Source organism: Rhodococcus qingshengii JCM 15477 (genome assembly GCF_023221595.1).
In the GTDB taxonomy this organism is placed as follows: Bacteria; Actinomycetota; Actinomycetes; order Mycobacteriales; family Mycobacteriaceae; genus Rhodococcus_F; species Rhodococcus_F qingshengii.
The window spans coordinates 64021-87531 of record NZ_CP096564.1 but is presented as its reverse complement, the minus strand read 5'-3'; the positions used below and the strand labels follow the sequence as shown (position 1 = coordinate 87531).

General features: G+C 60.0%; 18 protein-coding genes. 5 read left to right on the top strand and 13 right to left on the bottom strand.

Going from position 1 to position 23511, the window contains the following annotated elements:
- Positions 1 to 43 precede the first annotated feature (43 nt).
- Both M0639_RS29955 and M0639_RS29950 read left to right on the top strand, forming a co-directional pair.
- Positions 44 to 298: a hypothetical protein gene (locus M0639_RS29955; RefSeq protein ID WP_064233709.1), complete on the top strand. Its 255-nt coding sequence runs from the start codon at positions 44 to 46 to the stop codon at positions 296 to 298.
- A gap of 575 nt (positions 299 to 873) precedes the next feature.
- Positions 874 to 1116 (top strand): restriction endonuclease, encoded by a 243-nt coding sequence (locus tag M0639_RS29950; protein ID WP_054801843.1) that lies wholly within the window; start codon positions 874 to 876, stop codon positions 1114 to 1116.
- A gap of 446 nt (positions 1117 to 1562) precedes the next feature.
- On the opposite strand, the gene brxL is transcribed toward M0639_RS29950, so the two are convergent.
- The 6 genes from brxL to M0639_RS29920 are packed head-to-tail and all read right to left on the bottom strand — an operon-like array spanning position 1563 to position 14645.
- A complete protein-coding gene (gene brxL / locus M0639_RS29945; RefSeq protein WP_082893188.1) occupies positions 1563 to 3710 on the bottom strand; it encodes a BREX system Lon protease-like protein BrxL in 2148 nt (715 codons plus the stop codon).
- Positions 3710 to 6214: a BREX-1 system phosphatase PglZ type A gene (pglZ, locus tag M0639_RS29940; RefSeq protein ID WP_064074476.1), complete on the bottom strand. Its 2505-nt coding sequence runs from the start codon at positions 6212 to 6214 to the stop codon at positions 3710 to 3712. Before pglZ ends, brxL begins: the two co-directional genes overlap by 1 nt.
- 49 nt (positions 6215 to 6263) lie before the next feature.
- A complete protein-coding gene (pglX, locus tag M0639_RS29935) occupies positions 6264 to 9827 on the bottom strand; it encodes a BREX-1 system adenine-specific DNA-methyltransferase PglX (RefSeq protein WP_064074477.1) in 3564 nt (1187 codons plus the stop codon).
- Between the two features lie 41 nt (positions 9828 to 9868).
- A complete protein-coding gene (gene brxC, locus M0639_RS29930; protein ID WP_156525037.1) occupies positions 9869 to 13390 on the bottom strand; it encodes a BREX system P-loop protein BrxC in 3522 nt (1173 codons plus the stop codon).
- 2 nt (positions 13391 to 13392) lie between these two features.
- Positions 13393 to 14016 carry a DUF1788 domain-containing protein gene (locus M0639_RS29925; RefSeq protein WP_064074479.1) on the bottom strand — a complete coding sequence of 208 codons (624 nt, stop codon included), beginning with the start codon at positions 14014 to 14016 and terminating at the stop codon, positions 13393 to 13395.
- Positions 14013 to 14645: a DUF1819 family protein gene (locus tag M0639_RS29920; protein WP_064074480.1), complete on the bottom strand. Its 633-nt coding sequence runs from the start codon at positions 14643 to 14645 to the stop codon at positions 14013 to 14015. The genes M0639_RS29925 and M0639_RS29920 overlap by 4 nt, the downstream gene beginning before the upstream one ends.
- Positions 14646 to 15280: 635 nt before the next feature.
- On the opposite strand from M0639_RS29920, the gene M0639_RS29915 reads away from it, so the two are divergent.
- Positions 15281 to 16189: a nucleotidyltransferase-like protein gene (locus tag M0639_RS29915; RefSeq protein WP_064074486.1), complete on the top strand. Its 909-nt coding sequence runs from the start codon at positions 15281 to 15283 to the stop codon at positions 16187 to 16189.
- A 7-nt stretch (positions 16190 to 16196) separates the two neighbouring features.
- Entirely contained in the window at positions 16197 to 16850 is a 654-nt protein-coding gene (locus M0639_RS29910) for a Cap15 family cyclic dinucleotide receptor domain-containing protein (RefSeq protein ID WP_156525038.1), read from the top strand.
- A 486-nt stretch (positions 16851 to 17336) separates the two neighbouring features.
- Here M0639_RS29910 and M0639_RS29905 read toward each other — a convergent pair whose 3' ends face one another.
- Positions 17337 to 17705 carry a hypothetical protein gene (locus M0639_RS29905; RefSeq protein ID WP_231914979.1) on the bottom strand — a complete coding sequence of 123 codons (369 nt, stop codon included), beginning with the start codon at positions 17703 to 17705 and terminating at the stop codon, positions 17337 to 17339.
- Positions 17706 to 18001: 296 nt separating this feature from the next.
- Complete coding sequence (locus tag M0639_RS29900) at positions 18002 to 18487, bottom strand: hypothetical protein (protein ID WP_064074484.1); 486 nt, start codon at positions 18485 to 18487, stop codon at positions 18002 to 18004.
- Positions 18488 to 19010: 523 nt separating this feature from the next.
- On the opposite strand from M0639_RS29900, the gene M0639_RS29895 reads away from it, so the two are divergent.
- A complete protein-coding gene (locus M0639_RS29895; RefSeq protein ID WP_064075412.1) occupies positions 19011 to 19607 on the top strand; it encodes a recombinase family protein in 597 nt (198 codons plus the stop codon).
- Positions 19608 to 19730: 123 nt separating this feature from the next.
- Here M0639_RS29895 and M0639_RS35235 read toward each other — a convergent pair whose 3' ends face one another.
- From M0639_RS35235 to M0639_RS29870, 5 genes are all read right to left on the bottom strand, one after another.
- The gene (locus tag M0639_RS35235) at positions 19731 to 20066 is read right to left on the bottom strand and encodes a hypothetical protein (RefSeq protein WP_064075411.1); all 336 of its coding nucleotides are present in this window, start codon (positions 20064 to 20066) and stop codon (positions 19731 to 19733) included.
- 287 nt (positions 20067 to 20353) lie between these two features.
- Complete coding sequence (locus M0639_RS29885) at positions 20354 to 20809, bottom strand: hypothetical protein (RefSeq protein ID WP_064075410.1); 456 nt, start codon at positions 20807 to 20809, stop codon at positions 20354 to 20356.
- A gap of 24 nt (positions 20810 to 20833) precedes the next feature.
- Entirely contained in the window at positions 20834 to 21508 is a 675-nt protein-coding gene (locus M0639_RS29880; RefSeq protein ID WP_064075409.1) for a TetR/AcrR family transcriptional regulator, read from the bottom strand.
- Positions 21505 to 22167, bottom strand: coding sequence for a TetR/AcrR family transcriptional regulator (locus M0639_RS29875; RefSeq protein ID WP_248671233.1), 663 nt, complete (start codon positions 22165 to 22167; stop codon positions 21505 to 21507). Before M0639_RS29875 ends, M0639_RS29880 begins: the two co-directional genes overlap by 4 nt.
- 81 nt (positions 22168 to 22248) lie before the next feature.
- Positions 22249 to 23346 (bottom strand): DUF2637 domain-containing protein, encoded by a 1098-nt coding sequence (locus M0639_RS29870; protein WP_082893299.1) that lies wholly within the window; start codon positions 23344 to 23346, stop codon positions 22249 to 22251.
- Positions 23347 to 23511: the final 165 nt, after the last annotated feature.

The window sequence follows — 23511 nt, the reverse complement described above, 5'->3', positions numbered from 1 at the left end:
ATCTCGAGGAAGGCACGTGCTGCCTGGAACAGGATGGCCCCCTATGACCGAACTCCCCGATACGACCTCCACGGGTTTGACCGAAGCACAGAACCACAACCCCGAGGAAGTCATCGAACTCGAGATCACGTTCAAACTTCCGTCGCCAACCATTAGGTTGTTCTTCCGCATGGGTGAACAGTTGGGTCTCAACAGCAAGGAGCTCGCACAACTGGCGATCGAGGAATATGCCCGCAACCACTTCGACTCCGACCTACCGAAGCCCGAGCGCGGGTGGAGTTCAGTGAACGAGCCGTAGATGGCGAAGGCGCACCGGCGCAGCACCCCTCATCCCGCAGTCGTCCGTTCAGGATAATCGGGGCACATCTCGGCTCGTATGGGCGATAGAATCGTTATCGAAGACCCGGATCGACCTCTGCCACGATGTGCATGTCACCGGGGTTTCGGCGATCCCGTGAAGGAAGTTCATTGCTTTGGTGGCGCTCCACGCCGCCAGGGAAACTCGGCACGATCATGAGGATGCGTCCAACGGCGCATCGAAAAAGCCACTCGACCACGCCATCGGGGCGTTATCGACCGGATTCGATCCAGCAGATGGTCGTATCGGCTGGTGCGGGTTCGCCGAGTACCTCGACGTGCTAGCCGAACGTGACCGCCCGGCAGATCCGACGGCGAGCTGGTCCGGGCACTGGTGGCCGAATCCGCCTTTTCGGTGTTCGACACGGACACTGTTCGACGGGGCTTCCGGCGGGTTTGTGGTTCGTCGCGACAACAGTGGATGGAAACGCGTCGTCACACGGGAAGTCGGTACACCCGCTGGCGCTCGAATTGGCATGTAAGTGGATGACCAAGAACGGCCACTAGGGCGCGAAGTTGTCGTCACCCGGTGCCGATGGCGGGATCGACGTTGAGTCGCTATTCGCAATTGCGCAGGTCAAACATCACAAGTCGCCCGTGGGTATCGGCGAGATGCAACGGATCTACGGAATCGCACAGTCCAAGAAGAAAGCGCTCTTCTTCGCTGCAACGGGATATACCACGCAGGCACTCGAATGGGCCAAGAAGCACAAGATCGAGTGCTACATCTACCCACCGGTGAAACGCGTGCGCGCCTAATGACGCGATACCTGACGACCCACCCACTGAATGCTCTCGTTGTCTCGACAGATCGGGGCCGACGACAATTGGCGATCTCACACGGCAACCACCCGCGACGGAGATCTCACGGTACTGCCAGGAAGTGAGCCCCGAACGTTGCATCGTCCCGGTATCCGCTTTCACCGGAAGATCGACCAGCGCCCCCGTCGAAAAGACCATGCCTCGCAGGAATTCGACATAGATTTTCGACACGAGTTCTCGACAGATCCGAACAAGTCTGAACTGCACAAATCCAATCACCGACCGGGTGACGAAATCGGATCGATTTTCGACGCGGTGAGGGCGCTGGCCATGGTCATCGTTAAGCCGCGGAGACCGGCGACTCCGTCACACGGGGACGATACCCTTCTCGACCATTCAGTCACGGGCGACGTCGACGGGGTCACCTCGGTCGACGTCCGCCATCAATTCGCTTCCCGGATATACGTCACGCCGAATGCCCTGGCCTGACGGAACTCCTGCCGCGTACTGCCGAAGTCGAACCAGCCGCCTTCTTGCTTCTGAAAGATGTCGAGGCCCCGGCCGAGGTTGATGCGCCATCCGTTGTTCGTGCGGATCCAGCGATCATGACCGCCAGGGTCCTTAGCCACGTCAAGCTTGATGCCCTGTTGGGCAGCCCCCTGAATGATCTGGCCGATCATCTGCAACTGTCTCTTCTGATACTCAGGGTCGGTTTCGAGCAGGGTGAAGAGCTTGAATGTCACCTCGTCGGCGGGGTCTTTGGCCGCCGCGATCAAGGCCAGTAACTCGACGAGATTCCGACCCTGGTGGTTCATCCGGATGTACGGGTCGTGCAACTCGATCTCGGACGCGCCGCGCAAGTACGGCATAAGGAGCGTTTCGTAGGAGACGCCGCGCTGATTTTCGATGAAATCTCGGTGTCCTCGATACAACTCCTCCTTCACCGGGACGGAGACAACCGCCTTCTCCGAGCCGGCTGCACCTGCCCCGGGTTGGGCCGGACCGACAAGGTCCTCGATCTCCTCGACAGCGTCTGGTCGATCGCGGTAGTAGTGCCGGGGGTACTCGTCTTCCTCCAGTGTCGTGACAGCGGTCCACTCACCCACAAGCGATTGGTACCCGAACTTCACCGTTGCCATGGTGGAGTCCATGCGCAGGATCTGGTCCTTGACGCGCTTGCGGCCCTCGATCGCGAAGCGCAAGATCTCTTCGATCTCCTGGGCGGTGGCCTGCTCGTGCGGGTAGAGCAGCTTCATCAGACCGGAGAAGGTCTTGTGGATGCCGTCTCGGTCGCGAGTGGAGATGTCCGATCCGAGTGTGTAGTACTGCTGGTAACGATCGGAGTAGTCGAGATTTCGCATCGACTTGAGGACTTCGGCAATGTAGTCGACGACGAAACCGTAACCGCTGGAGAACATCTCGCCGCGGATCGTGTCGATTTCCCAACCAGGGATGTAGAAATGCAGGCGGTCGAGGTAGGCCGAGTCATGGTAACTCTCGGGGAGCTCGTCGAAGAGGTCTGAGTGCTTGAGCATGTACGGAACGGTGTGCGAGGTGTTGCCGACGAACACCATGGACGCCTCCGCGCCGAGCGTCTCGACACCGCGGGAGAAGGACTTGTTCGCCATGTAGTTCTTCATGATGTCGACCAGCGCCTTGTCCGTGCGCTTCTTCTTGCCCGCGAACTCATCGAACGCGACGACGTCCCAGTATCCAACGAGGCCGATCTTCCCGTTGGCGTTGTTCACGAACAGTTTCGGCACGGTGATCTCACCGCCGGAGATCAACATGCCATGGGGCGAAAACTCAGAGTAGATGTGCGATTTGCCGGTGCCCTTCGGGCCCAATTCGACGAGGTTGTAGTTACGTTCCACGAACGGGATCAGCCGGATCAACTGAAGCAGTTTCGCGCGTCGCCCAAACATCTCGGGGTTGAAGCCGATTGACTGGATCAGAAGGTCTATCCATTCATCGGTAGTGAACTCGGCGCGGGCCTCGAGGTACCCGGCGTAGTCAAAACTCGACATCTGGATCGGCTGCAATCGACCCAGAATCCAGGGCACCACACGGGCGTCGTCACTGTGGAAGTACTCGATGTCGCACAGGCACCACACGCCGCCCACCAGCAGTTTCTGGTTCGCGGTCACCGTGCTCGAATCCACGAGCACCCCGCTGATGCCGACGTTCGCGAACGTCGCCTGATAGACGTCGTCCTTCTCGTTCAACGTCACGCTGACCCGATCGATGATCCGGAAGCGACCCTTCTCACGAATCTTCGACTTCACCAGCTCCGACTCGTTGCGGTGCACGTAGTGCTCGGCAAGGATCCGGCGCACCTTCTCGATGCCCTCCTGGATCGTCGCCTCGTCGTCGGACGCGGCGAACTGCCCGAGCAGGTACTCCAGCACGTACGACGGCACGATCGCGTTGCCTTTGACCGTCTTGACGAGGTCCTTGCGCACGACAGCACCCGGGAAATGCGCGTTGATCTTGCGGTCCAACGCTGTCAGCTCGGCCACAGCACTAGCAGGATCCTCCGCGGGAGTCTGCTCGCGGAGGGCCACCTCTGTCAGGTCGATGTGGTCACTCATCAGAAATCCCATCCATCGTCACTGGCGAAGGCACGTTTGACCGTGTACGGCGCGCTCTTGTACTTCTTCCACTGATCGGTGCCCTCGATCGGCTCCGAGAGCCGGAATTCGACGCTGTGGTTGTTGGCCTCGTCCGCGTTCCTACCGAGAAGCAGTGTCACGCTTTGGAACCGATCACGTCCAGCATCACTGCTCGAGTCGAAGGTCATCTCCTGCTCGTTGGAGATCAGTATGTCTCCGAAGTACAGCCCGGCACGCAGCCGCCGCGCAGGTTTGTGCGGCTCCACCTTCGCCGACTGGTACAGCTTGACGACGATCTGCCCCGTGGTGATCCGATCTGACTCGGGGTGGATGTCGACGTTCACCGGCTCGACGGTGTCGATGCGCCTCTTGTTGATCTGGATCACCGGCACCACGATCTCCTGCAGGGAGGCGCCGCCGTGCACGAACTGGTATCCGGCTCCGGGCTGCACGATCCGCTGGATCGAATTCGGGATCTGCACTTCCAGGTCGCTCGACAGTCCCACTTGGTCGGGTTGGAATGTCGTGAACGCTGCGTCCTTCTTCAATCCTCGCCCCAGCACGTAGCGGCGCGTTGACTTCACGATCTGCTCGCCCTGCGGTTTCACCGTCTGGTTGAACTGCTCAGCCAGCTTGGAACGCTGATAGAGGAACCCGTGATCGGCGGTGACGATGATGTTCGTCGCGTTCGCGCTCGCGAGCTTCTTGACGATGTCGATCAGTTCGCGGACCGCGTCCGCTGCCGCCGTGAAGGTTCGGTGTTCGGAGACGGCTTTGTCCCCGGTCGCATCGATCGTGTCGTGGTAGACGTACAGCACTTGATTCGACGAGTACAGGTCGCGGCGTTCGGACGGCTTCATCTCGATGAAATCTCTCGCCTGGATCGCCGTCCCGCCGACTGCATTGAGGATCTTGCTGCGGTTCGCGGTACCGTCGGACTTCTGCCCGTCGACCAGCACCGGGTCGCCGTCTGAGGAATGTGCCAGCGTGGTGTGTGGGAGCAGTGCTGCCATCCCGAGTTGGGTATACGAGGGCAGGACGCCGAGCATGGCTTCGATGGTGGCGGAGAACTTGTTCTCTCCGCGGATCCTGGTACTCAGCTCGTCGGCGACCTCGTAGCGCAGTGCGTCGGAGACGATCACAACGGCCTTCTTGCGACCGGTGAGGCTCGGGGCGACGTAGTGGTCGTAGAACGAGGTTTGCGAGGTCGTATTAATGGTGCGCCACTGCGTGACCGTATCGACTTGCTGTTGCCATGCCACTCCGAGCGGAGCCAGAAAATTGGTGACATAGGCATTTTCGACCAGGTCTGCCAGTGCCTCGATCGGCTGCTTGAACTCAGCGGTGAGGTACGCCTGGGTGAACTGGCGATAGCGCTGGTCGATGCGGAACCACTCATCGCGATACCGTGTCAGTCCCTCGTCGAAGCTGCTGAGGTCGAACACGGCGTTCCGGATCGCCGGAATCAGTTCGGCTGCGGCGCTCAGCCCTTCATACAGGGTCGCGTAGTCGTCGAACCAGAAACTGTCACGACGTCTTGCGCTGATCGCATCGGTGATGTCGCGATACGGCATCGTCTGCGCACTGATCCCCTCCACCAGGCGCCGGATCACCTCACGCTCGCCGGCGTCGAAGATGTCCGTGTCCTTCAGTGTCTCCCAACCGATCTCACTCATGTGATCGGTGTAGTCGAGATTGCCCTCGACGGTTCGGGCCAGCGATTTCATCGCTGCACTGCTGCGCTTGGAGTCACGGAAACCGCGGAAGTCGAGCGACAAGTTTCGTGCCTTGTTCGACTCGGTGACTGCGAACCCGTCGACCGCGCGCTGAAACATCCACAGCACGAAACCTGCCATCGTCGGCGTCTGAGAGGTGAACCCGTAGATGCCGGAAGCTCCAGTCCAGTAGAAGTCCGCCAGGCCGTGGGAGGTAAACGCATCGAATCCGGCGGTTTCGCCGTCGGCGTGCTGTATCAGCAGCGTGCGGGTCAGCTCAGAGAAGCTGTGTTCCTTCTGATTCAGAAGCACGGCGCACATCTGCGCCTGCACTACCGTCAGGTCTCCGCCGTTCAACGGCAGCGATTTGAGCCGCGCTACCAGCTTCGTGTCGTCGAAGAACGCCCGATAACTGGCAATCAACTCATCGGAACCCTGCGCTGTGAGCCCGAGATCGACCCGCATCAACGCGCCACGGTCTGCAGTGAACACCGGACCGTAGGCCAGTTCGATGTCGAGCAACCAGTTCCCGACACCTTCGGGTACACCGCCGGATCGGTAGATCAAGAACTTCGCCGTCGGTTCTTTACGCAGTACCCGATGCTTAACGGCGAACTCGTCATCGACGATGCGCAGCACCGTCACGTCGCTCGGCGCGAGCACATCGAGTCCGGCGGAGTAGCCACCGTCGAGATCGTGCCATACGACTATGCGCTTGGAGTCGAAGCGATCCGCAAGGTGGTCCGCGATCGTGGGGGTCTTACTCATTCATCGTCCTTGTCGTCACGAGCTGGTCCGAGCGCGCACGTGCGACTCGTTACACATCGCTGGACTCCAAGCCAACAATCTTCTTCACCGCCGGGTAGAGCTTCGGGTAGTTCACTTTGACGCCGTCATCGAGATCGATCTCGACCTGCTGGGTGGCGAGCGGATAGAACACGTCATGCTCGTAGTCACGCAGTTCGGCGAGTATTTTGCGCAGCCGGTCGGCTTCCTTCTGGTCCTTCACCGATGTGCCGCCAGCGGCCGCAGCCTCGGCACGCTCAAATGCCTTCTGCAATTTGTTCTCGTACTCACGCAAGTACTCGTTGAGCACAGTCGAGACCGTCGACGGCGTGTAGCGGTGCAAGTAGATCAGCGCGTTGAACGAGCCCTTGGGACTGGAGAACATCCAGTAAATCGGGCGCTTCTTGTAGCGCTTCACGTGGTCGTCGTAGAACTTCGACCTCCCCGACTTAGTGACGAAGTAGTCGCGCAGTGTCTTTACGCCCAGCGACTCCTCTACAAACCGTAGGTTCTCCTCGAAGTGTTCTGCGGCAAACGCAGCTTTCAAGAATTGCCGGAATTGTTCGACGATGTCATCCTCGAACCAGCCATCGTCGACGAACGGAATCACATTGTCGGCGTCCGGCATGAACGTCAGGTCGCTAGTTGTTGAGCTTAACGAAACCTTGGCGAGATAATCCTGAAGCGTCGCACTCTGATCGGCGAGAATCAGGCCCGGCTCATCGAGGCTGTAACGGCCGAACATGCAGCCCACGGCATAGGAGATGATCTCCGCAGCGAAATCTGCTCGCTCCAATGCCTCGTACTCGGTAGCGGACCTACCAGGTCCGTATCGGAACTCGACATTGCGGGTCAGGGAGACGCGATGCAGAGGCACGTCGATCAGAACCTCGTCTTGCAACCCATAAGCTTCAGCAACGATGCGGTTGTTTTGCGTTTCGCGGGTTTGTTGCTCGTCGGCAATACTTTTCTGGTTCTTCGACCATAAGAAATAGCGCTGCCGGAGGGAACTCAGCCCGGCAAAGTCCCCAAACCATGAAGGGCGCTTAAAATCCCACGAGGTCTCGAAGTCATCCCAGTCTGCCTGCGAGGTGGCAACTGCGGCCCTAACGTTTTCCTGGCAGGCATGACTGTCAGCAGCAGGCGAAACAGGTACAGAGCCAAGATAGCCCGGATGAAGGTTGAGCGTAGGATTAAGCGTCGCAAGAATTGCTGAAGCAGCCGAGGAGTTCAGAACTCCGAGGTGGACGTCATCGGTTCCCGACTGACATATACCTGCCGCCGCATCAAAAAGTGACCCCCTCGGGACATTCCGGAAGGTCTGCGCACCTGACGTGACGACCGTCCACGCAATACCTGGACGGAAAATCCGGTCAAGATTGAAATTATGCGCCCATGTCCTCGAACCGCCAGGCGCCAAGGTGGTCTGCAGGCGCAATCCATCGTGTTGCCAATCGACAACCGAATCAAGGTTCCCCGCCCAGCGTCGAAATTCACCACCCTTGGCATAGGGGAACCATCTGCGACTAGTTTGCGCAGCCTGATCACGGCTCTGCGCATCCAGGCACGTCAGATTCGCCGCAACTTCCCACCACTGTCGGACATACAAAGCGTTCTTGCCGGTAACCATTCCGATTGTGGAGCGCGAGCGCGACGACAACGCGGGGAAGTCGCTAAATGTCGCACGCATGGAGTCGGAAAGCCAGTATGCAATCGGAGTACCAGGCACCTTGGCGAAATCCGACGTTGCGGTCCTGTACAAGTGACGCTCCATACCGCTACTTGTTTCACCGGCGCGTTTCAAGCGATCAGCCTGGATGATTTCGAGGGTCTTCGGCCCCTGAACGGCAGGCCCTACGAAGTCGAACAAGCGAACGAAAGCGCCCGCCTGATCCGACTGCCCGCGGCGAAGCACATATGCGCAGATCGGAACCGTTGCACCATCGAACCCCGAGTATTCGAGCTGAATGAGCGTAGTAATTGTCTCTTCACGAATTACTCGATTCCGTAAAGCTTCGTAGCTTGAGATAAACATCCACACGAATGGTGTCATCAGCCCGGAATAGCCGCCCACTGGCAGGAGATCCAGGCACCGTTCAACGAACATTGAAAATAGGTCAGACTTCGAGTCCTTGGACTCGGACTTGGCGAAATCAGCGAGTCGCGTGTCCATATTCTTGGCACCCATGTAAGGCGGGTTGGCCGTGACTACCAGATACTCACAACTCAGTATCTCGGCCTGCCGGACCACCAGACGGGCACGAATCAGCGTGTCGTAGTAGAGTGTCGCTTCCTGGTCCTTAAGCGCTTCCAAAACCATGGCAGCCTGCGCGGTCGCATCTGGGTCTGGCCGGATCAACGAACCCAAGACATCGGCGTCATGGAACTGATTCCAGAACGCTTCTTCGGCGTCGCGGTCCCCGTCCTTCGTGATGAGCAAGCCCAGATCATCGGGAGTGAATGAGATCGGCTCAATCACACAGATCTTCGGCGAAATTCCCGAACGAGTGAAGAAACGACGATCTTTTCCGCGTGCCTTCATGGTGAGGGCGAACGCGGCGAGAGCCCCGGCGCGGGAGTCGATCTCTGTGCCGTGGAGATTGTGGGTGAGGATGAGGCTCGGGATATCAGAGGGTGCGTAGCCCGCTTCCTCGTAGATCGCGTAGAGCAAGTCGAAGGCGTAGGTGAGCATGTGGCCCGAGCCGCAGGCCGGGTCGATCACCGTCAACTCTTCCGGCCCTGCAACTTTTAGAAAGTCGGTTTCCTCGTCGATCGGCGCGATGTAGTAGTCCATTTGGTCGACCAGTCGCGAGGACGGTCTGTTGAGCATCCAGAGTCGTCCGAGCGTGTTCTCTAGGAGGTAACGGACGATCCAGTGTGGAGTGAAGAGCTGGGTGGCTGCGGGGATCTCGTCGGCGCCGGCCTTCTTGTTTTTCTTGAACCCGGCGAAGATTTCGTCTTTCCGCTCGGAGATGTAGAACTGGTAGAGCCAGCCGATCACCTCCGCGTCCCCGCAGACGTCCTCGGTAAGCACTCCGCGGGCCCGGGAGAGCAGCGCTCCATCGGCGAGCAGACCAGCGGGCACTAGCAACTCGGTGTAAGCACCCTCGGCTTCGAACATGAATGGCATTGTCTTGTGCCAATGTCGGCAATACGCGGTGAGCAACAGTGCATAGGCCTCGCCCTCGGCGTCGGTGCTGCGGCGGGTGCCGTCCAGCAGGCCGATGATCGCCTCGTGAGCGCTGATATTGGTGACGACCTCGGTGTCGAGGTCGCCGCGTTTCGCGTCGGCCAGGATCTCCGGTTGGCCGTGGGCCTGGCCCGAGGCCGGCGAGACGATCCCGGCGTCGGTGTAGCCGCGAGCGTCCATGAAGCGTAGTGCGATGAGACGGTTGAACCAGGTGTAGGCGACTCTGTCGATGACGTGTTCACGACCGTGGTCGGCGATCTCGGACTCAAGAAGGCGTACTGTCTCGGTGCGCTCGCTGCGCGCGACGGACCCGGCGGCGAGCACCGTCGATGCCCGTGCCTCGACGGCGACAAGTAGTTCGCGCCTGGCAGCTTTCGCGAAGCTCTCCAACGGCTTTGTATCCATGCTGCGTCCTTAAACTCGTGCCCTTGAGGGGCGCTTGGGCACTACAGGGTGATGCGTTTGTTGTCGTTGATCGTCGCGAGCAAAATCACGCGAAGTTGACCTAGATAGGCGTCGACCTGTGCTTCGTTTTCGAGCACTCCGCCGGCTCCCGGCAGTGAGAGTTTCTTGATCGAAATGCTGTGCTTCGTCGGAGGTGTCGGGATTCTCGGGGCCTTTGACGTGTCGTCGTCGGGAACCACCGTTTCTGGATCCGGTACAGCTTTCGCAGCTTCGAGCTCGTCGAGGATCGCGGGATAGATCGTGTCGTCGAACTGCGTGGCCAGGTGACGGATCGTAGGGATCTGGATCTCCTGCTGGACGCTCGCCACAATCTGCTCGGTCTGGCGGGTCACCGATTGACGAGCCGCCTCCGCCGCGGCCGCATACGCCGCGCTGACCGGAATCTGCTTCCAGTAGTTGTCGATCTTGGCGATTGCTTCGTCCCGTTCAACAGCAACCACTCCATCGAGTTGCTCCTGTACTGCCGCGACCGCACTGCCGAGCTTGGTGGTCTTATTGCCGCGGAAGATCTGGGCGTCTTCGAGCGCGGTCTCGATTCCGTCGGCGACTCCGGCGGGTAGGTAGGCGATGTTGGTGCTGTGTGTCAGCATGAACGAACGGGCATCGTCGTAGATGCTGCGCTGATTGCCGTTGAGGAACGCCTTGATCGGATCGATCACGTTGTCCTTGGCATCGAGCAAATCGTCGGCACCGGCGAAATGCTCGACGAACCAAGCCTCCTGATTGCTGCTCAGCTCCGCGAGCCGCCCGATCGGTTCGTCGAGCTGGTCAATGAACGGGTAGACGGCGGCGCCCGCACGCAGTGCCTTCAGCTCGGCGAGTTTGGCTTCGAGGTGTTCCTTGCCGATGCGGCCGAGTTCGGCGGCATCTTTCGTGACGGAGCCGTCGTCGGTGAAGTCGATGACGAACTTGCGGAACAGGTTCACGATCTTCTGGTCGTAGACGCGCTGCGGGGCGACGATCAGTTTCGGGTAACGCTGAGTGTTGCGCAGCGCCCCGGCGATCTCCGTCCGGGCGATTGTCTTACCGTCGACCTGGATTTCGACCTTCGCCTGCCCTGCTAGATAGGCCACCACGGCGGCGATGGACCACTGGTCCCAGCCGTACGGCTTGGTGGTGTAACGGTCGACGAGTTGCTTCATCGTGACCATCTCGTGCCGCTTACCGCGCATCTCCAGATGCCCGAGCAGGTCGCCCGCGGGAACATCGAGGATGCTGCCGGTTTCCTCGAACATGCCCTCGGCCGGGTTCACCAGTGCGCTCAGGCTCTGCTCGCTGAAGGTCTTACCGCCGAGCATGCTGAGGTTGGTGTAGGTGGCGGCGATGACCTTCCCGAAGCCGTCGTTGATGCGTGTCTGCGGATCCGCGGCGGTCATGTCGAGGACCCCGGCGTTGTGGATCAGGATCGATGCCCCGACCGCTGTCCGCAGACGTTCGACGATTTCCTTCTCCCGCTCGGCGTTCTGGGTGCCTTTCTCGCTGAGGATCCTGGTCTCTATCGCGGTGCGGCTGGACCCCTGAGCACGTTTGACGTACTTCTCGGTCTTGAGCAGCAGACGCAGGTCGGCAAGGATTCGGTTCGCTTCCACCGGGAGCACCACTCGGAGTTCGTCGAACCCCGCGCTTTGCATCTTGATCTGCTCCAGACTGAAATCTGTTTCGGGGCTGATGAAGTGCAGCGAGAGCTCGTACTGCTTGCCGTAGGGCACGCCGTCGAGCTTGTAGCCGAACGGGAAGTTCTGGCCGTTCTTGGCAGTGGCCTTCGTGGTCTTGATGACCGATTCGGCGAGCAGCTTGTTGAGTTTCGCGGAGGCCTCGGAGCTGTCGATGTCGACGTCCTTGATTTCCTGCTCGATCTTCTGCTCTTCGTTGGTCAGGTAGTCGTAGAGGTCGCCATTGCGCTGGATGTAGGTCTGCGCCTCCAGTGTGTTGAGCGCGTCGATGACATCTTTGCCGAGCTGGGTCAGATCGGTGCCGAATCGGTCGTAGACCAGCACAGTGAGGTTGCGAGGCGTGGATTTGAAGCTGTCAACGTATTTCACCAGGAACAGCGCTTTGAGCAGCCGCGCCGCGAGTGGGCTGAGCTTGCCGCTGTCCCGGGAATTCTCGGCGCCCAAGATCGCGCGCTGATTGGCGGACTTCAACGAGGCCCGAATTCCCTCGAACATCTGGTCGAAGGACGCGAGAGTGCCGAGCGGCCGGTCGGCGAGGCTGGTGGCGACTTCCTGAACGACACCGAGCATGGAACGTTCACCGACGGAGCTGTTGCGCCCCTCGAAGAGATTGTGGTCGCTGATCGACTCGATCGCGGCCTGGAAAAGCGGGAACTGGTAGCCCACGAATGGGTACGTGCCGACAAAATGTTGCTCGTCGCGATAATTCGGATAGTGGCGGCCCTCTACGAAGTCGAACAGGGTCTTGAAGTTCGCCTGCTCCGCGTCGTAGATCGCCTCGATTTCGGTGCCCGCACCATCGGCCTTGGCCAGCAGACGCTTACGGATGACCTCCTCGACGTCCTGGCTGGTGAGTTTGAGCCGGTTCTTGAAGCGCGCCTGAATCTTGGAGAAGTCGTTGGCCTGCTGTTTGGTGCGGTCGCCGCCGACCTTCTCCATGTCCTCCTGGGAGGTCACGAAGATCCACGCCCTCCCCTGGCATTTGGTAGCGAGCGATTCGGCGATGGTCTGGAGGTTGAGCATGAGTTGGGTGTGGGTGCCGATGAACTGGCCTACCTCGTCTACGAAGAAATTCAACCGGTAACCGTCAGGCTGTTGGTCAAGCCAGGCGGCGACCTCGTCGGCGAAATCTTCGATCGAGACCGAGTAATTCGCACTGTACTGGCGGATGATGCCGAGGCTCTCGGAGCCGTTGACCTCGGCAAAGGCCTTGTCGATGTTGCCTGCTTCAAGGGCCGTTTGCTCGCGTCCCTGTGACCAGGGAATTCCCGCAATCTGTTCGAAGGCTTCCTGGAACGCCACGTACTGGTCACGGAAGTCGAGGTCGCGCTCGAAGCGGGCGATGTGTCCTTGGTTGCCGTAGTAGCCGCGGGACTCGTCGAAGATCTTCACGAACACCTTCAGCAGGGCGTCGTTCTGGTCTTTCGAGATCAGGGTGGCCTTCTGGTCGATGTTGAACAGCAGGCTCTTCGCTTCGATCCGTTCGGCCTTGTCGATCAACGCCGGCAGGAACGCGTCGTCAGCCTTCGTCCGAAACTGGGTGCAGACCCCAGCACGCGGGTAGTCGAGGCCGTCGATGTCGCCGAGCAAGTGGGCCAGCATCTTCAACAGGTGCGACTTGCCGGAGCCGAAGAAGCCGGAAATCCACACGCCGTTGGCGTTCGTGTAGTTCGTGTACGCCTCCAGCACCTGCTCGACACCCTTGGCGGCCTCGTTGGTGAGGACATACTCCTCCACCTCAGTGGCGAGTTGGGAGGTGTCGTCAGCCTTGATGACGCCCTCAATCGAACGGTCGATCGGCTTGGCGAAGATCTCATTGATCACAGTCATGCTCATGTCTCCTGCTCGAGGATGTCCTTGGCCCGGTAATAGCTGTCGCTCGCACCAAGGTTCAATGCGCGGAGCTGGTGCCCGGTCGACCGGGTGAACTCGTACGTGCCCGGGAACCACGCCAACATCGGGCGACCCACGACCACGCTCTGCAAGTTCTCCAGCACCGTGTGTGTACGGATAAACGGAAATACCTCACCGATGCCGGTGAGGAAGACCACGGTTGCTTTCGGTTCAGTTCCTGGCTCAGTTCCGAGCCGAGCTCGAATCGCTGGGGCGAGGTGATCGTGCGGATCGAGCATGCCCTGAAGCATGTCGCGGAAGTCGGCCTTGTCCATCGTCGGCTCCGCCTGGAGAACGCGATCCCAGACGCCCCGTTCGTTGAGGAGTTCGACGGCAAGGTCGTACAGATTGATCTCGACCACACTGATTCCGTCATCGCTCTGGAGCTTCGTGGTGACCCGGTCGCGCATGCCGTCGACGTCGAGGGTCCAGGCAGGAGGAAAGTGGTAAATGAAGAAGGGAACTTCCTTGGAGAGGCCCTCCATCCTCAAGAACCGGTCGCTACGCAACACGTCATATACGTGCTTCTCTTCGTGAGTGAGGTTTCGCTGGGTTGTTCTCATCGCTGCACCTGGTTGCCTGAGGATGTGAATGGTGTGACCATCGGGAAGAATCGGAGGTCGCTGGGCGTGCGGCGGTCCAGGACGTCGATGACGCGCCCGGAGATCACGGCGGGGATGATGTGGCTGGCGTCGGTGTACAGACCTGCCTCGCGGAGCATCCGAAACAACGTCTGCCGAAGCTTCTGTCGCGTCGACGACTTCAGACCGTCGAGCTCGGGGTGCCACAGGCTCTTACCGGTGATGAACCGGTCAAAGTCCTCGATGTCGAGCGTCGGCCGCATCAGGAGGAATCGCTCGCGCAGCACCTCTTCGGCAAAGTCGCCGATCAGCGCGTAGCGGCGGCAAGCCGCGGCCCACATCAGGTGATGCTGCTCCGACGGACTGCCCTCGACAAGCAGTTCGATCTCATCATCGCCGAGCGCAGCGAGCCGCTGAACGGTCTCGCGGGAGACCCTGTCGAGCGATGAGGTAGTGCGAGCCTGCAACAAGTTGCCGTCGACAACTCGGACACGGGTCGCCTGCCAGTCGCGAGACTCAAGGTATATCGCTGCGACGGACACACCCTCGCGGGCGAGGAGGCCACCACTGGTGAACGACAATGCATAGCGCGATTGCGCTTCGTCAGTCACGTGGTGCAAGGCCTCCCTTCCTGTCTTCAGAACAGCACACAGACTATCGGGAGCCTGCGACAATCCTGGAGGTCGGCCCGCAGGCTGAGATTTTCCTCCGCTGCGCGTCCAGTTGTCGACTTCGCTGGCGCGATGCTCCCAGCGCCTGCGTGCGATAGGTCACCCGTAAAATCACGGTCGCAATGAAGCCGGTTATGGACTTTCGCGTTGTAGCCGATGGTGGCGGTGCGGTCGTCGGCATTCTTGCCGGTCTCGGGGTCGCTTTCTTCTTGCCCCACTTCATCTTTCGATATTCGGACGTCTCTCAGCCTCTGCCGAGGAACCCGACTAAGTTGTACGTCAAGGGGATACAGATCGACGCTCTCGGGTCTCCGGCGTGGGGATGTGCGGGAGAATTTTCTTCAAGTCAGGTGCACAATCCTCGCAGTACGCCGGATCGTGCAGTAGGCCGTAGACGAAGATGCCATCCATGGTTACCTGATCACCGATTACCTTGCCGTTAACACGTCGGTCCAGTTAGGACCACTGATGGAAGAAGGGTCGATAACTACCTAGCCGTACGAACATTCTTATGAAAGTGATGTCGGTGGTAACCGATATTGTCCTCACCTGACGACGGGAGTCACGCGGTGGGAATGTCAGCTTCAGCTCGTACAGAGCTTCTCAGCAGGTGGATCAAGCCATCGAGCGAGAACGAACAGGTGCAGCAAGAGCGAGCGGAGGACATGGTCCGCAAAGCGATTACCACCTGTAATGCCTTCGACGGCACCAACGTCCTCATCTATACAAAGGGCAGTTACCCCAACAACACCAATGTCCGCCGTGACAGTGACGTCGACGTTGTGATCGAGCTTCGGGACTGCCTCTACTACGGATACAAGGCGGGCGTCACCGGCGCAGCACCACCGCCACCGCCTTACCAAGGGTCGTGGACTCCTGAAAGCTGGCGTAAGGCAGTAGTTGATGCGCTCGTCGTAGCCTTCGGATCAGACTCCGTCGACACCAGCGGAAGAGTTGCCATCAACATCAGCGCCGTGGAAGGTAGCCGCCCGAGCGCCGACGTCGTGCCGAGCTTCGACTACCGACGCTACGACAACTCCGACCGGACTATCTCGAAGGAAGGAAGTTGCGTCTTCCCAACCGATGGCGGAAGCAAGATCGTGAATTGGCCGCAACAGCAACTGGATAACGGACGCAGCCTCAACACCGAGACCAACCACCGGTACAAGAACTACGTTCGCGCACTGAAGAACGCTGAGAACTTCCTCGCGACAGCGGGCACCATCGACGAGCTGCCTTCGTACTTCATGGAGTGCCTGGTCTACAACGTGCCTGCCTCGACTCTCACCACTGGTGACCTCGACGAGGGTTTCCGCGCCACGCTGGTCAGCTTGTGGAGTCTCCTCGAATCAGAGGAGAGTGAGCGCAAAATGGTCGAACCTAATTGGATGAAGTGGCTTTTCACGAGTGACAAGAAATGGTCGGTCCAGGATGGAAAAGACCTAGTCCTGGCGACATGGGGCCATCTCGGATACGGAAGCTGACCCCAACGTGCGTCCGACTACCTTGGTGCGAATCGTCGTACTCACTGTTGGCCTCGTCTACACCGCCATCCTCGCGCTATCCGGGATCAGTCTCGACAGCACCACCAAACTCGTTATCGGATGGCTCCCCGCGGCCGCCTCGATAGTTCTGCTCGTATGGGATCTCTGGGGATGGCGCCTTCCACTGCTGAACAGACTGACCCACAGACCCCGAATCGACGGCTTGTGGGAAGTGACGCTGACTCCGACGGCAAAGAGTGTTATCCCGGAAGGAGGGAATCGTGGGCCTATCCCTGCGTACATCGTGATCAACCAGTCGTACTGGTCCCTCCATGTCCGTCAGATGACCGTCGAAAGTGGAAGCGACAGTAAGTCGTTCTTCTGGGACCGAATACCCGGAGATGATGTGGAAAGACTCAACTTCCTCTACCAGAATGATCCCCGCCCTGAGCACCGGGGCCGCAGCTACCCACACCTGGGATCGTGTTCGTTCAACACGGCCCGCCTAGTCCCCCAATCGATTCACGGCATCTACTTCACTGATCGCTATACCCAAGGAGAGATGGATATTCGTCTGGTGGACAGATCCAAGGGGTACACGTCGTACCAGGATGCCGCTGCACATATGGCAGAACTACGCTCCGACAATGACCGGTCGTGACACGCCGCTATCCTGAGGACGTCGGGTCGGATACCGCCCGACGAGAAAATATGCAGTCTTTGAACTGACATAAGGGACGGTTATCGGACTTGACGGGACTACGAAAGAGCCCTCGGCCCCCACCGGGCGGGCGTGGCGTGCCGCCCCGGGCACGGTGAGGCTGGGAAACAAGAACGGCGAACCTCTCTTTGTAGCCAGCGGATGTGCGATGGCGGTTTCTACATATACCGTTGATCGGTTAGCGACAGAAGCGATGTCGTCACCAAACACGAGAGGTCTCGGCCCGTATCTCATCGAGTTCTTTCCCTGGCTCCAGGCGCCCGACAACTACTTCCGGAGTCGTCGGCACCCGGGCAAGTAGAGCGTAAGCCCCCGACAGCGGCCGCAGTCGGGGGTTCACGCTTGCGTGTTCGCTTCCGGCGCAGCGGATAACCCCCAACCTTCCGAGGGAACGCGGGGTGTCGGCCGGATTCGGGAGACTCCGGCCTATTCGCCCTCCATCACCGGTTCAGGTTGCTGGCCGTGCCGTCGACGCCATAGGTTGCCCATGTCGTCGGCGAACTGGAGATCGACCCGTAATTCGGCCGCTCCGGGGGCGCTGTACAACACCTCAGCTGACTGGTCTCGCGAGATCACCTGCGGGTATTTGTCGACCATCTGCTGTTGCGCGTTCTGAAGAAGCGCGGAGAGGCCGGGGACACTCATGATGTGATCCGAGAACATCCCACCATAGGAACCGAGGTTCGTCGGCACACCGAAAATCCCCGGCGGGTACATCGAGTTAGCGCGGGAGCCGATGGCATCAAGTGTTCCGCTCATCACGCCCGACAGCATCTCGCGGGAGAGCCCCTGCACTGAGATCTTCCCCTTCGCCGGGTGACACGCACCCTCCAGTCCGTTGCCGTCCCCATCAACGGCATACACATCGACTTCGAGGTCCGTAATCGGACCCGAACTCGCGTTGTTTACAGCGACGGTCCATAGACCCTGACCGATAGGCACCGGCTTGACTGACGCCGTTACTGCGCGGATGCGGTCGCCGCTGTTACCCGTCTCCGTCGCGCCGACCGAATAGTACGTGTTGTTATCCCGGCCAGCGATGACGTTGCGCTGGGTCGAGGTGAAGTTGTGCGCGGAAGCAGACCAACCGTCTATTGCTCCCGCGCCCAGGTAGGGTGGGGCGACTCCTGAAGGGCACGCGCTGCGACTCGGCCGATCCGCAGATCGCCAGCAGCTGCGATGTCCTCGGCGACAACACCACTCCCGCCGTCGACGGCCACATCTTTGACCTCGATGTCGCCTCCAACCGATGCGCGGCGAATCACTACGCCGATGGTGGCAGGCAACTCGGGAGCCTGCTCCTCGACGGCTGCCAGGAGAGCTTGCGCGAGACCCAGAAGATCGACGTCGTCGCCAGCACCCGCCTGATCCAGTTTCTTCGCAAGGAGTGCGCGGCGGAGTTCTTCCTCTGGCTCCTGCTCCAGCCCCTCGACCTCCGCGGTCACGGAGCTGTACCGGTTCGTAATCCAGCCCTTCACGGCCGTGTACGCGTCGCCGATTGCCTGTTTCGTGGTCTCACGTGCGCCGTCCGACGCACCGAGTGCGATCGCCGCGACTACTAGGGTTACGGGTTCCATCAACCACCTCACAGGGATGTGGTCCTGCACGGTGCCGGACCACGCCCAAATCTAGCGGCCGATGCCGACAATCGCGGGCGCCGAACGTGTATTCCGCTCGAGGACAACTAAACCCGGGGCCCCTGAAGCAAGTGGCAGGACGGTTAGACCATTCAGTGTAAGTAAGCCCTCCCCAGAGTTGCCCGAATCTTCGACATAGCAAAGGTGCATGAATAAGCAGCGTACGGTTCAGCCTGCGAACGATTTACTCCTCATCAACTGTTCCTGTACTGACCTCACTCGCCAATCGCGGAGGCTTACCGGTTCAAGGCAAACGCACTCAGAGCCCTCCTGCCGGTTTCGGTGTGCGTTTTGACCATCGTCATACCGGACGATCGCAAACAGGCTTCTGCGTGAAATTGACGTGGACAAATTCTCGCGATTGCGTCCGGTTTAGGTGTCCGTTGGGTACGTCCGGTATGGCATAGTTTCTAGCGGACAGGTTGTGCGCAGGACGGTGTGAACGGCGAGAATCGGGAGCGGAATGAAGATCGGCTACGCGCGGGTCAGTACGGCGGCACAGGATTCGTCGATTCAGGTCGAGCTTCTCGCCAAGGAGGGCGTCGATCGCGACCGGGTCTACGTCGATCACGGAATCAGCGGCCGGCAGACCCGGCGACCCGGACTCGACAATGCGATCAACGCTGCCCGCGAAGGCGACGTGTTCTGCGTGACCAAACTCGACCGTCTCTCCCGGTCCGCGAAGGACCTCCACGAGACTGTGGGGCGACTGGCAGACAAGGGTGTTGCCTTGTCGATCGACGGGAAGATTTATGACCCATCAGATCCGATGGGCAAGATGTTTATCGGCGTTCTCGGGTTGATGGCCGAATTCGAATCAGACCTGATCCGAAGCAGGACCCGAGATGCCGTTGCGGCCGCGGCGGCGGCAGGCAAGATGAAAGGCCGTCAGCACAAGCTCACCCCGGAAGAGCGCGCATACCTGCTGCAAACGTACGAGACCGGACAGTTCAAGATCGAAACACTATGCCGAAACACAGGTTTGAAGCGATCCGCACTGTACGCAAACATCGAGTTGGCCCGCACCGAGAGGCAAGCCGGAATGCTCCCAGCGCTCTGAGCGCACCAGTCCGTATGACGTGCAGCGGGATACGACCGCGAGCCCGTTGCTGTTGCTGGAGCTGGAGCTGGAGCTGGTGACCCAGTCTCGAATAGCCTGGTCTGTCCGGTCGCCCGAACATCCTCATCGATCCGGCCGGGTGACGCCGCTGCCCATTCGGGATGCTTCACAGTATTTCGTGAGCACGGCCCTGAACTTACCGGCAGCATCTGATGAGATGTCGAACTCGTACGCCGGCAACACCATTGCCGGAAATGCAGAGCCGGTCCCCGCGCAACGAGAAGTCGCTGCGCTGGGGATCGCCGCTACTCGCGCTATCAACTGCGTATCGCCGCACGCGCCCACGAACTCGTCGCCGCCGGCACCGCACTCGATGCCGCGTGCCGCATCATCATCCTCGAAGACCAACTCGCCGAAGCCCGCCGCATCAACACCGAACTCCAACAATCGCAGCAACACGCCACCGACCTCGCACCCGGCACGTAACCGTCGGTCAAGGCGAAGACCACCTGGCCCCGACTCGTCGGGTGCCACATCTTGGTATCGAAGAGGGAAAAACTCCTTTTCATACCAAACGTACGGTTTACAGTAGTGGATGTGCGGTCCCTGAAGGTGACCTCACGGGCCAGTGGGTTGCCAGCATTGTGTGCTCGATGCTGACGACGTTCGACCGCCCCGATCCGATGCATGCAGGGTCGGGGCTTCGGCATGCCCGCCGGGATCGTCTTCCTCACCGCAGCCCTTCCTCACCTGTACAGAACCACACGAAAAGGCAAGAAATTCAAGGGAATCCGGCTGCCGGAGTTTCTGCTGCACTCTCGGCTGAAGCCTGCTGCTTCGGCGAGTTCGACCATCGCGGTGCGATGTCGGGTACGACGGAAGAACGTGCCCTTCGTGGCTGGTGTCGCAGCGAAGACGTATTTCTTGTCGGTGTCGACGACGCAGGAGGGAGTCGTCGTGATGCGCACCGCGTGTCCTTCGAACGCAGCGAACAGGGCCACCGCCTCGGTGTGGAGTTCTGCGAGCAGTTCCTCGGTGACGCGGTCCCGATCGACTCGTTTCTGGAAGACGAGGTCGCCGCGATCCTGGTGGTCGGTGATGAAGGCGTCGACCCGGGCCAGTGCTTGCGCCGAGGATTCAGGTTCAGGTGCGCCGGAGCCTGATCGTGTCGTGTGCGTGATTGACTGATCCCCACATTCCATTGCGATGTCAGCGTGATCTGCGGGTCAAGCGAGTGTGCTGCGCAGGTGCGCTGTCACCACGTCCTCGATGCGGACCGTGAGGTCGACATGTTCACGCAAAGCCGATGCGGCGTGAGCAGCCCCGAAGGTGCCGGCGCACAGGTTCCATGCGAGTCGGTGTGTGGTGGGGGTGTCGGTGAGTTCGCCGTCGGTGATGGCGGTTTCGATGATGTCGCTGATGGCGTCGACCCAGTGTGCGAATGCTGCGCCGTTGTTGATGGTGGGTTCGAGGGTGAGTTTCATTCCGGCCCGCAGGTTGGTGTTCTCGGTGACCTGACGTGCGAGGGACGTGAAGATCGCTGTCAGCTTCTCCCCTGCCGTGCTGCTCGCCCCTGCCGCCAGTGCTTCGCTGATGGTTTCGGCGAGGGTGTGGTTCCAGTCCGAGATGAGGCGTTCGGCGATCGCTTCTTTGGATGGGAAGTGGTAGTACATCGCACCTTTGGCGAATTTTCCGGTGTGGGTGATGGTGTTCATGCTGGTGTGGCCGTATCCGTCGGTGTCGAAATGCCGGGCTGCGACGGCGGTGATCGCTTCGCGTGTTCGTACTGCGCGGTCCTGCATTGCTGAGTTCTTGCTGCCGGGGGCGCGACCGATCCGAGGACGGGTTGTCGTGGTGGCAGCGCTTTCCGGGGTTTGCGCCGGGTCGATGGGGCTGTTCACAGGGATGCTCCTTCGATCATGCGGACGGAGGCCGGGTCGGTGCCGCGCCACATCAGCAGCAGATCGTCGACCCGTCTGGTGATGGAGTGATTCTCGTCGAGGCTAGCTGCAACCTGCACAGCGCCGACGAAACCGGCGCAGAGAGTGTCTGCGAGCCGCGACATGCTTTCCGCGCAGTCGAGAGCGCCGCAACGAATAGCGTCGACGACGATCGGCGTGACGGCTTCGGTCCATGCCTCGTAGGTGGCGCGGGCGCCGCTGAGCGACTTGTCGACGGACAGGATGAGTCCGGCGCGGATGATCGCCTCTGTTTGGGTGCGGCGGGCGAGGTCCCGGTAGATCATCACCACTTGCCGATCGGCGGATTGACCTGTCGCTGCGGCCTTCCCCACTGTCTCCGAGACGGCGTTCTCCCAGCGATGCAGCATTTCTTGGGCGATGGATTCCTTCTTCGAGAAGTGGAAGTACATCGCCCCTTTGGTGGTCTCGGAGATCGCCAAGATGTCATTGATGCTGGTGCCCGCGTACCCGGCTCGGCTGAACAGGGTGGCAGAAACCTCGAGGATCGCTTCTCGGGTGACTTTCGCTCGCGGCTGCATAGGTGGTCGGCCGGTTCTGCCGTGGTCGATGCCTTCGGAGCGGTCGGCGTCATTGCTCATGGTCACAGGTGCTTTCTGTGGTCATCGGCCCTGACGGTGTTACAGCACTGTCGGGGCCACCCTTTTATTTGTGCGTGCGGGTCAAACGGTGGTGAGTTCGCTGCGCATCGGGTTCTCGGCGGCTCGCAGGTCGGGCAATGGTGGACTGTCGAAGCCTGCTTCTCGGGCTGCGGTATCGAATTTCTCGTATCGGCGCCATGCGGTCGATGTCGCGACAGGCGGTTTCGATTCCAGAGCGATGGTTTCCCACGTGAGGTTCGGGTTTGTCAGCTTGCGGACCGCTGTGTCTTTGACATTCTTCGCGAGATTCGACCGGGCGATGAAAGCCATGAGGTCGTCTATGTCGGCATCCGTGTCGGCCTGTGCTTCTTCGGCGTCGCGGCGGGCTGGGAGCTCCGTAGCTGTGTCTTGAGAATCGAGGATCTCGTCGAGGCCTTCATCCGTCATTTCGTCTACGAAAAACGGCTCCGCAAAGTCCGCAATAGCGTCGTCAATGCCTGCCTTCGCATCCACCGCTATGGCGTCCACGTCTAGATCCTCTTCCTCCTGCTCCGCAATATTCTGAGCGATCTTCTCGCGGGGCTGAGGGACGCGGATCGGCCCCCGGCCTACGGTGAGGTCAGATGCAATACTCGTTGCATCCTCACTGTCGGTGACATTTTCGACGATCGAACGGTAAGCGGCGTAGGCCATTCCGACTGCCTTCACCAGGATTGTGATTCCGTGCGTGAACGCCAAGACCAGGGCCGGCGGAATGATCGCAATGGCCGCTGCAATAGCGGGCGCGAGTGGAATGAACCCAAGGTCTCCCCCACCGTCGATCGACTCCTGCGCGGCGATTGCTGCGTGATAGGCGTGGTAGGCGTTTCCGAGGATGCTGATCACGACAACGCTGACGGCGAGTGCGATGTAGAAGCCTCTGTCGCGTTTGTTCATGTTGAGCTTGCTGATGATGACGATGGCGATGGTGGCGCCGAGGATGGCGCTGTCGACGATCGCCGGGAAGATCCAAGTCAGGTGTTCGGGGATCAGTGCTTGCCGTGCGAGGTCACGTTGCACGGCGAAGGAAAGTACGAATGCGCCAGTGGTGATACCAAGCGCAATGACGATCGCGAGTGCCAGTGCAGCAAGCAATGCGCCTAGCTGAATACGAGCTGCCCGAAGGCTAAAGTCGGTCATGACTGGGTTTCTTCCTAATTGGTGTGTAGAAGCACGGACCGACGGGCTGCAACGCTCACGCTGGTCTGATGTTTCTGCCGGTGCACTGCCCGGCCGACTCCCGGTTTTTTCCCGGCGCACACGACGCCTTCTGGAAGAGAGACAGCGCCAGGCAGTGCACCATTC

What these genes read in the sequence shown, in the direction of transcription:
- M0639_RS29955 (WP_064233709.1), top strand. Translation starts at nt 44, where the DNA reads ATGACCGAACTCCCCGATACGACCTCCACGGGTTTGACCGAAGCACAG.
- brxL (WP_082893188.1), bottom strand. Translation starts at nt 3,710, where the DNA reads ATGAGTGACCACATCGACCTGACAGAGGTGGCCCTCCGCGAGCAGACT.
- pglZ (WP_064074476.1), bottom strand. Translation starts at nt 6,214, where the DNA reads ATGAGTAAGACCCCCACGATCGCGGACCACCTTGCGGATCGCTTCGAC.
- pglX (WP_064074477.1), bottom strand. Translation starts at nt 9,827, where the DNA reads ATGGATACAAAGCCGTTGGAGAGCTTCGCGAAAGCTGCCAGGCGCGAA.
- brxC (WP_156525037.1), bottom strand. Translation starts at nt 13,390, where the DNA reads ATGACTGTGATCAATGAGATCTTCGCCAAGCCGATCGACCGTTCGATT.
- M0639_RS29925 (WP_064074479.1), bottom strand. Translation starts at nt 14,016, where the DNA reads ATGAGAACAACCCAGCGAAACCTCACTCACGAAGAGAAGCACGTATAT.
- M0639_RS29915 (WP_064074486.1), top strand. Translation starts at nt 15,281, where the DNA reads ATGTCAGCTTCAGCTCGTACAGAGCTTCTCAGCAGGTGGATCAAGCCA.
- M0639_RS29900 (WP_064074484.1), bottom strand. Translation starts at nt 18,487, where the DNA reads ATGGAACCCGTAACCCTAGTAGTCGCGGCGATCGCACTCGGTGCGTCG.
- M0639_RS29895 (WP_064075412.1), top strand. Translation starts at nt 19,011, where the DNA reads ATGAAGATCGGCTACGCGCGGGTCAGTACGGCGGCACAGGATTCGTCG.
- M0639_RS29885 (WP_064075410.1), bottom strand. Translation starts at nt 20,809, where the DNA reads ATGGAATGTGGGGATCAGTCAATCACGCACACGACACGATCAGGCTCC.
- M0639_RS29875 (WP_248671233.1), bottom strand. Translation starts at nt 22,167, where the DNA reads ATGAGCAATGACGCCGACCGCTCCGAAGGCATCGACCACGGCAGAACC.
- M0639_RS29870 (WP_082893299.1), bottom strand. Translation starts at nt 23,346, where the DNA reads ATGACCGACTTTAGCCTTCGGGCAGCTCGTATTCAGCTAGGCGCATTG.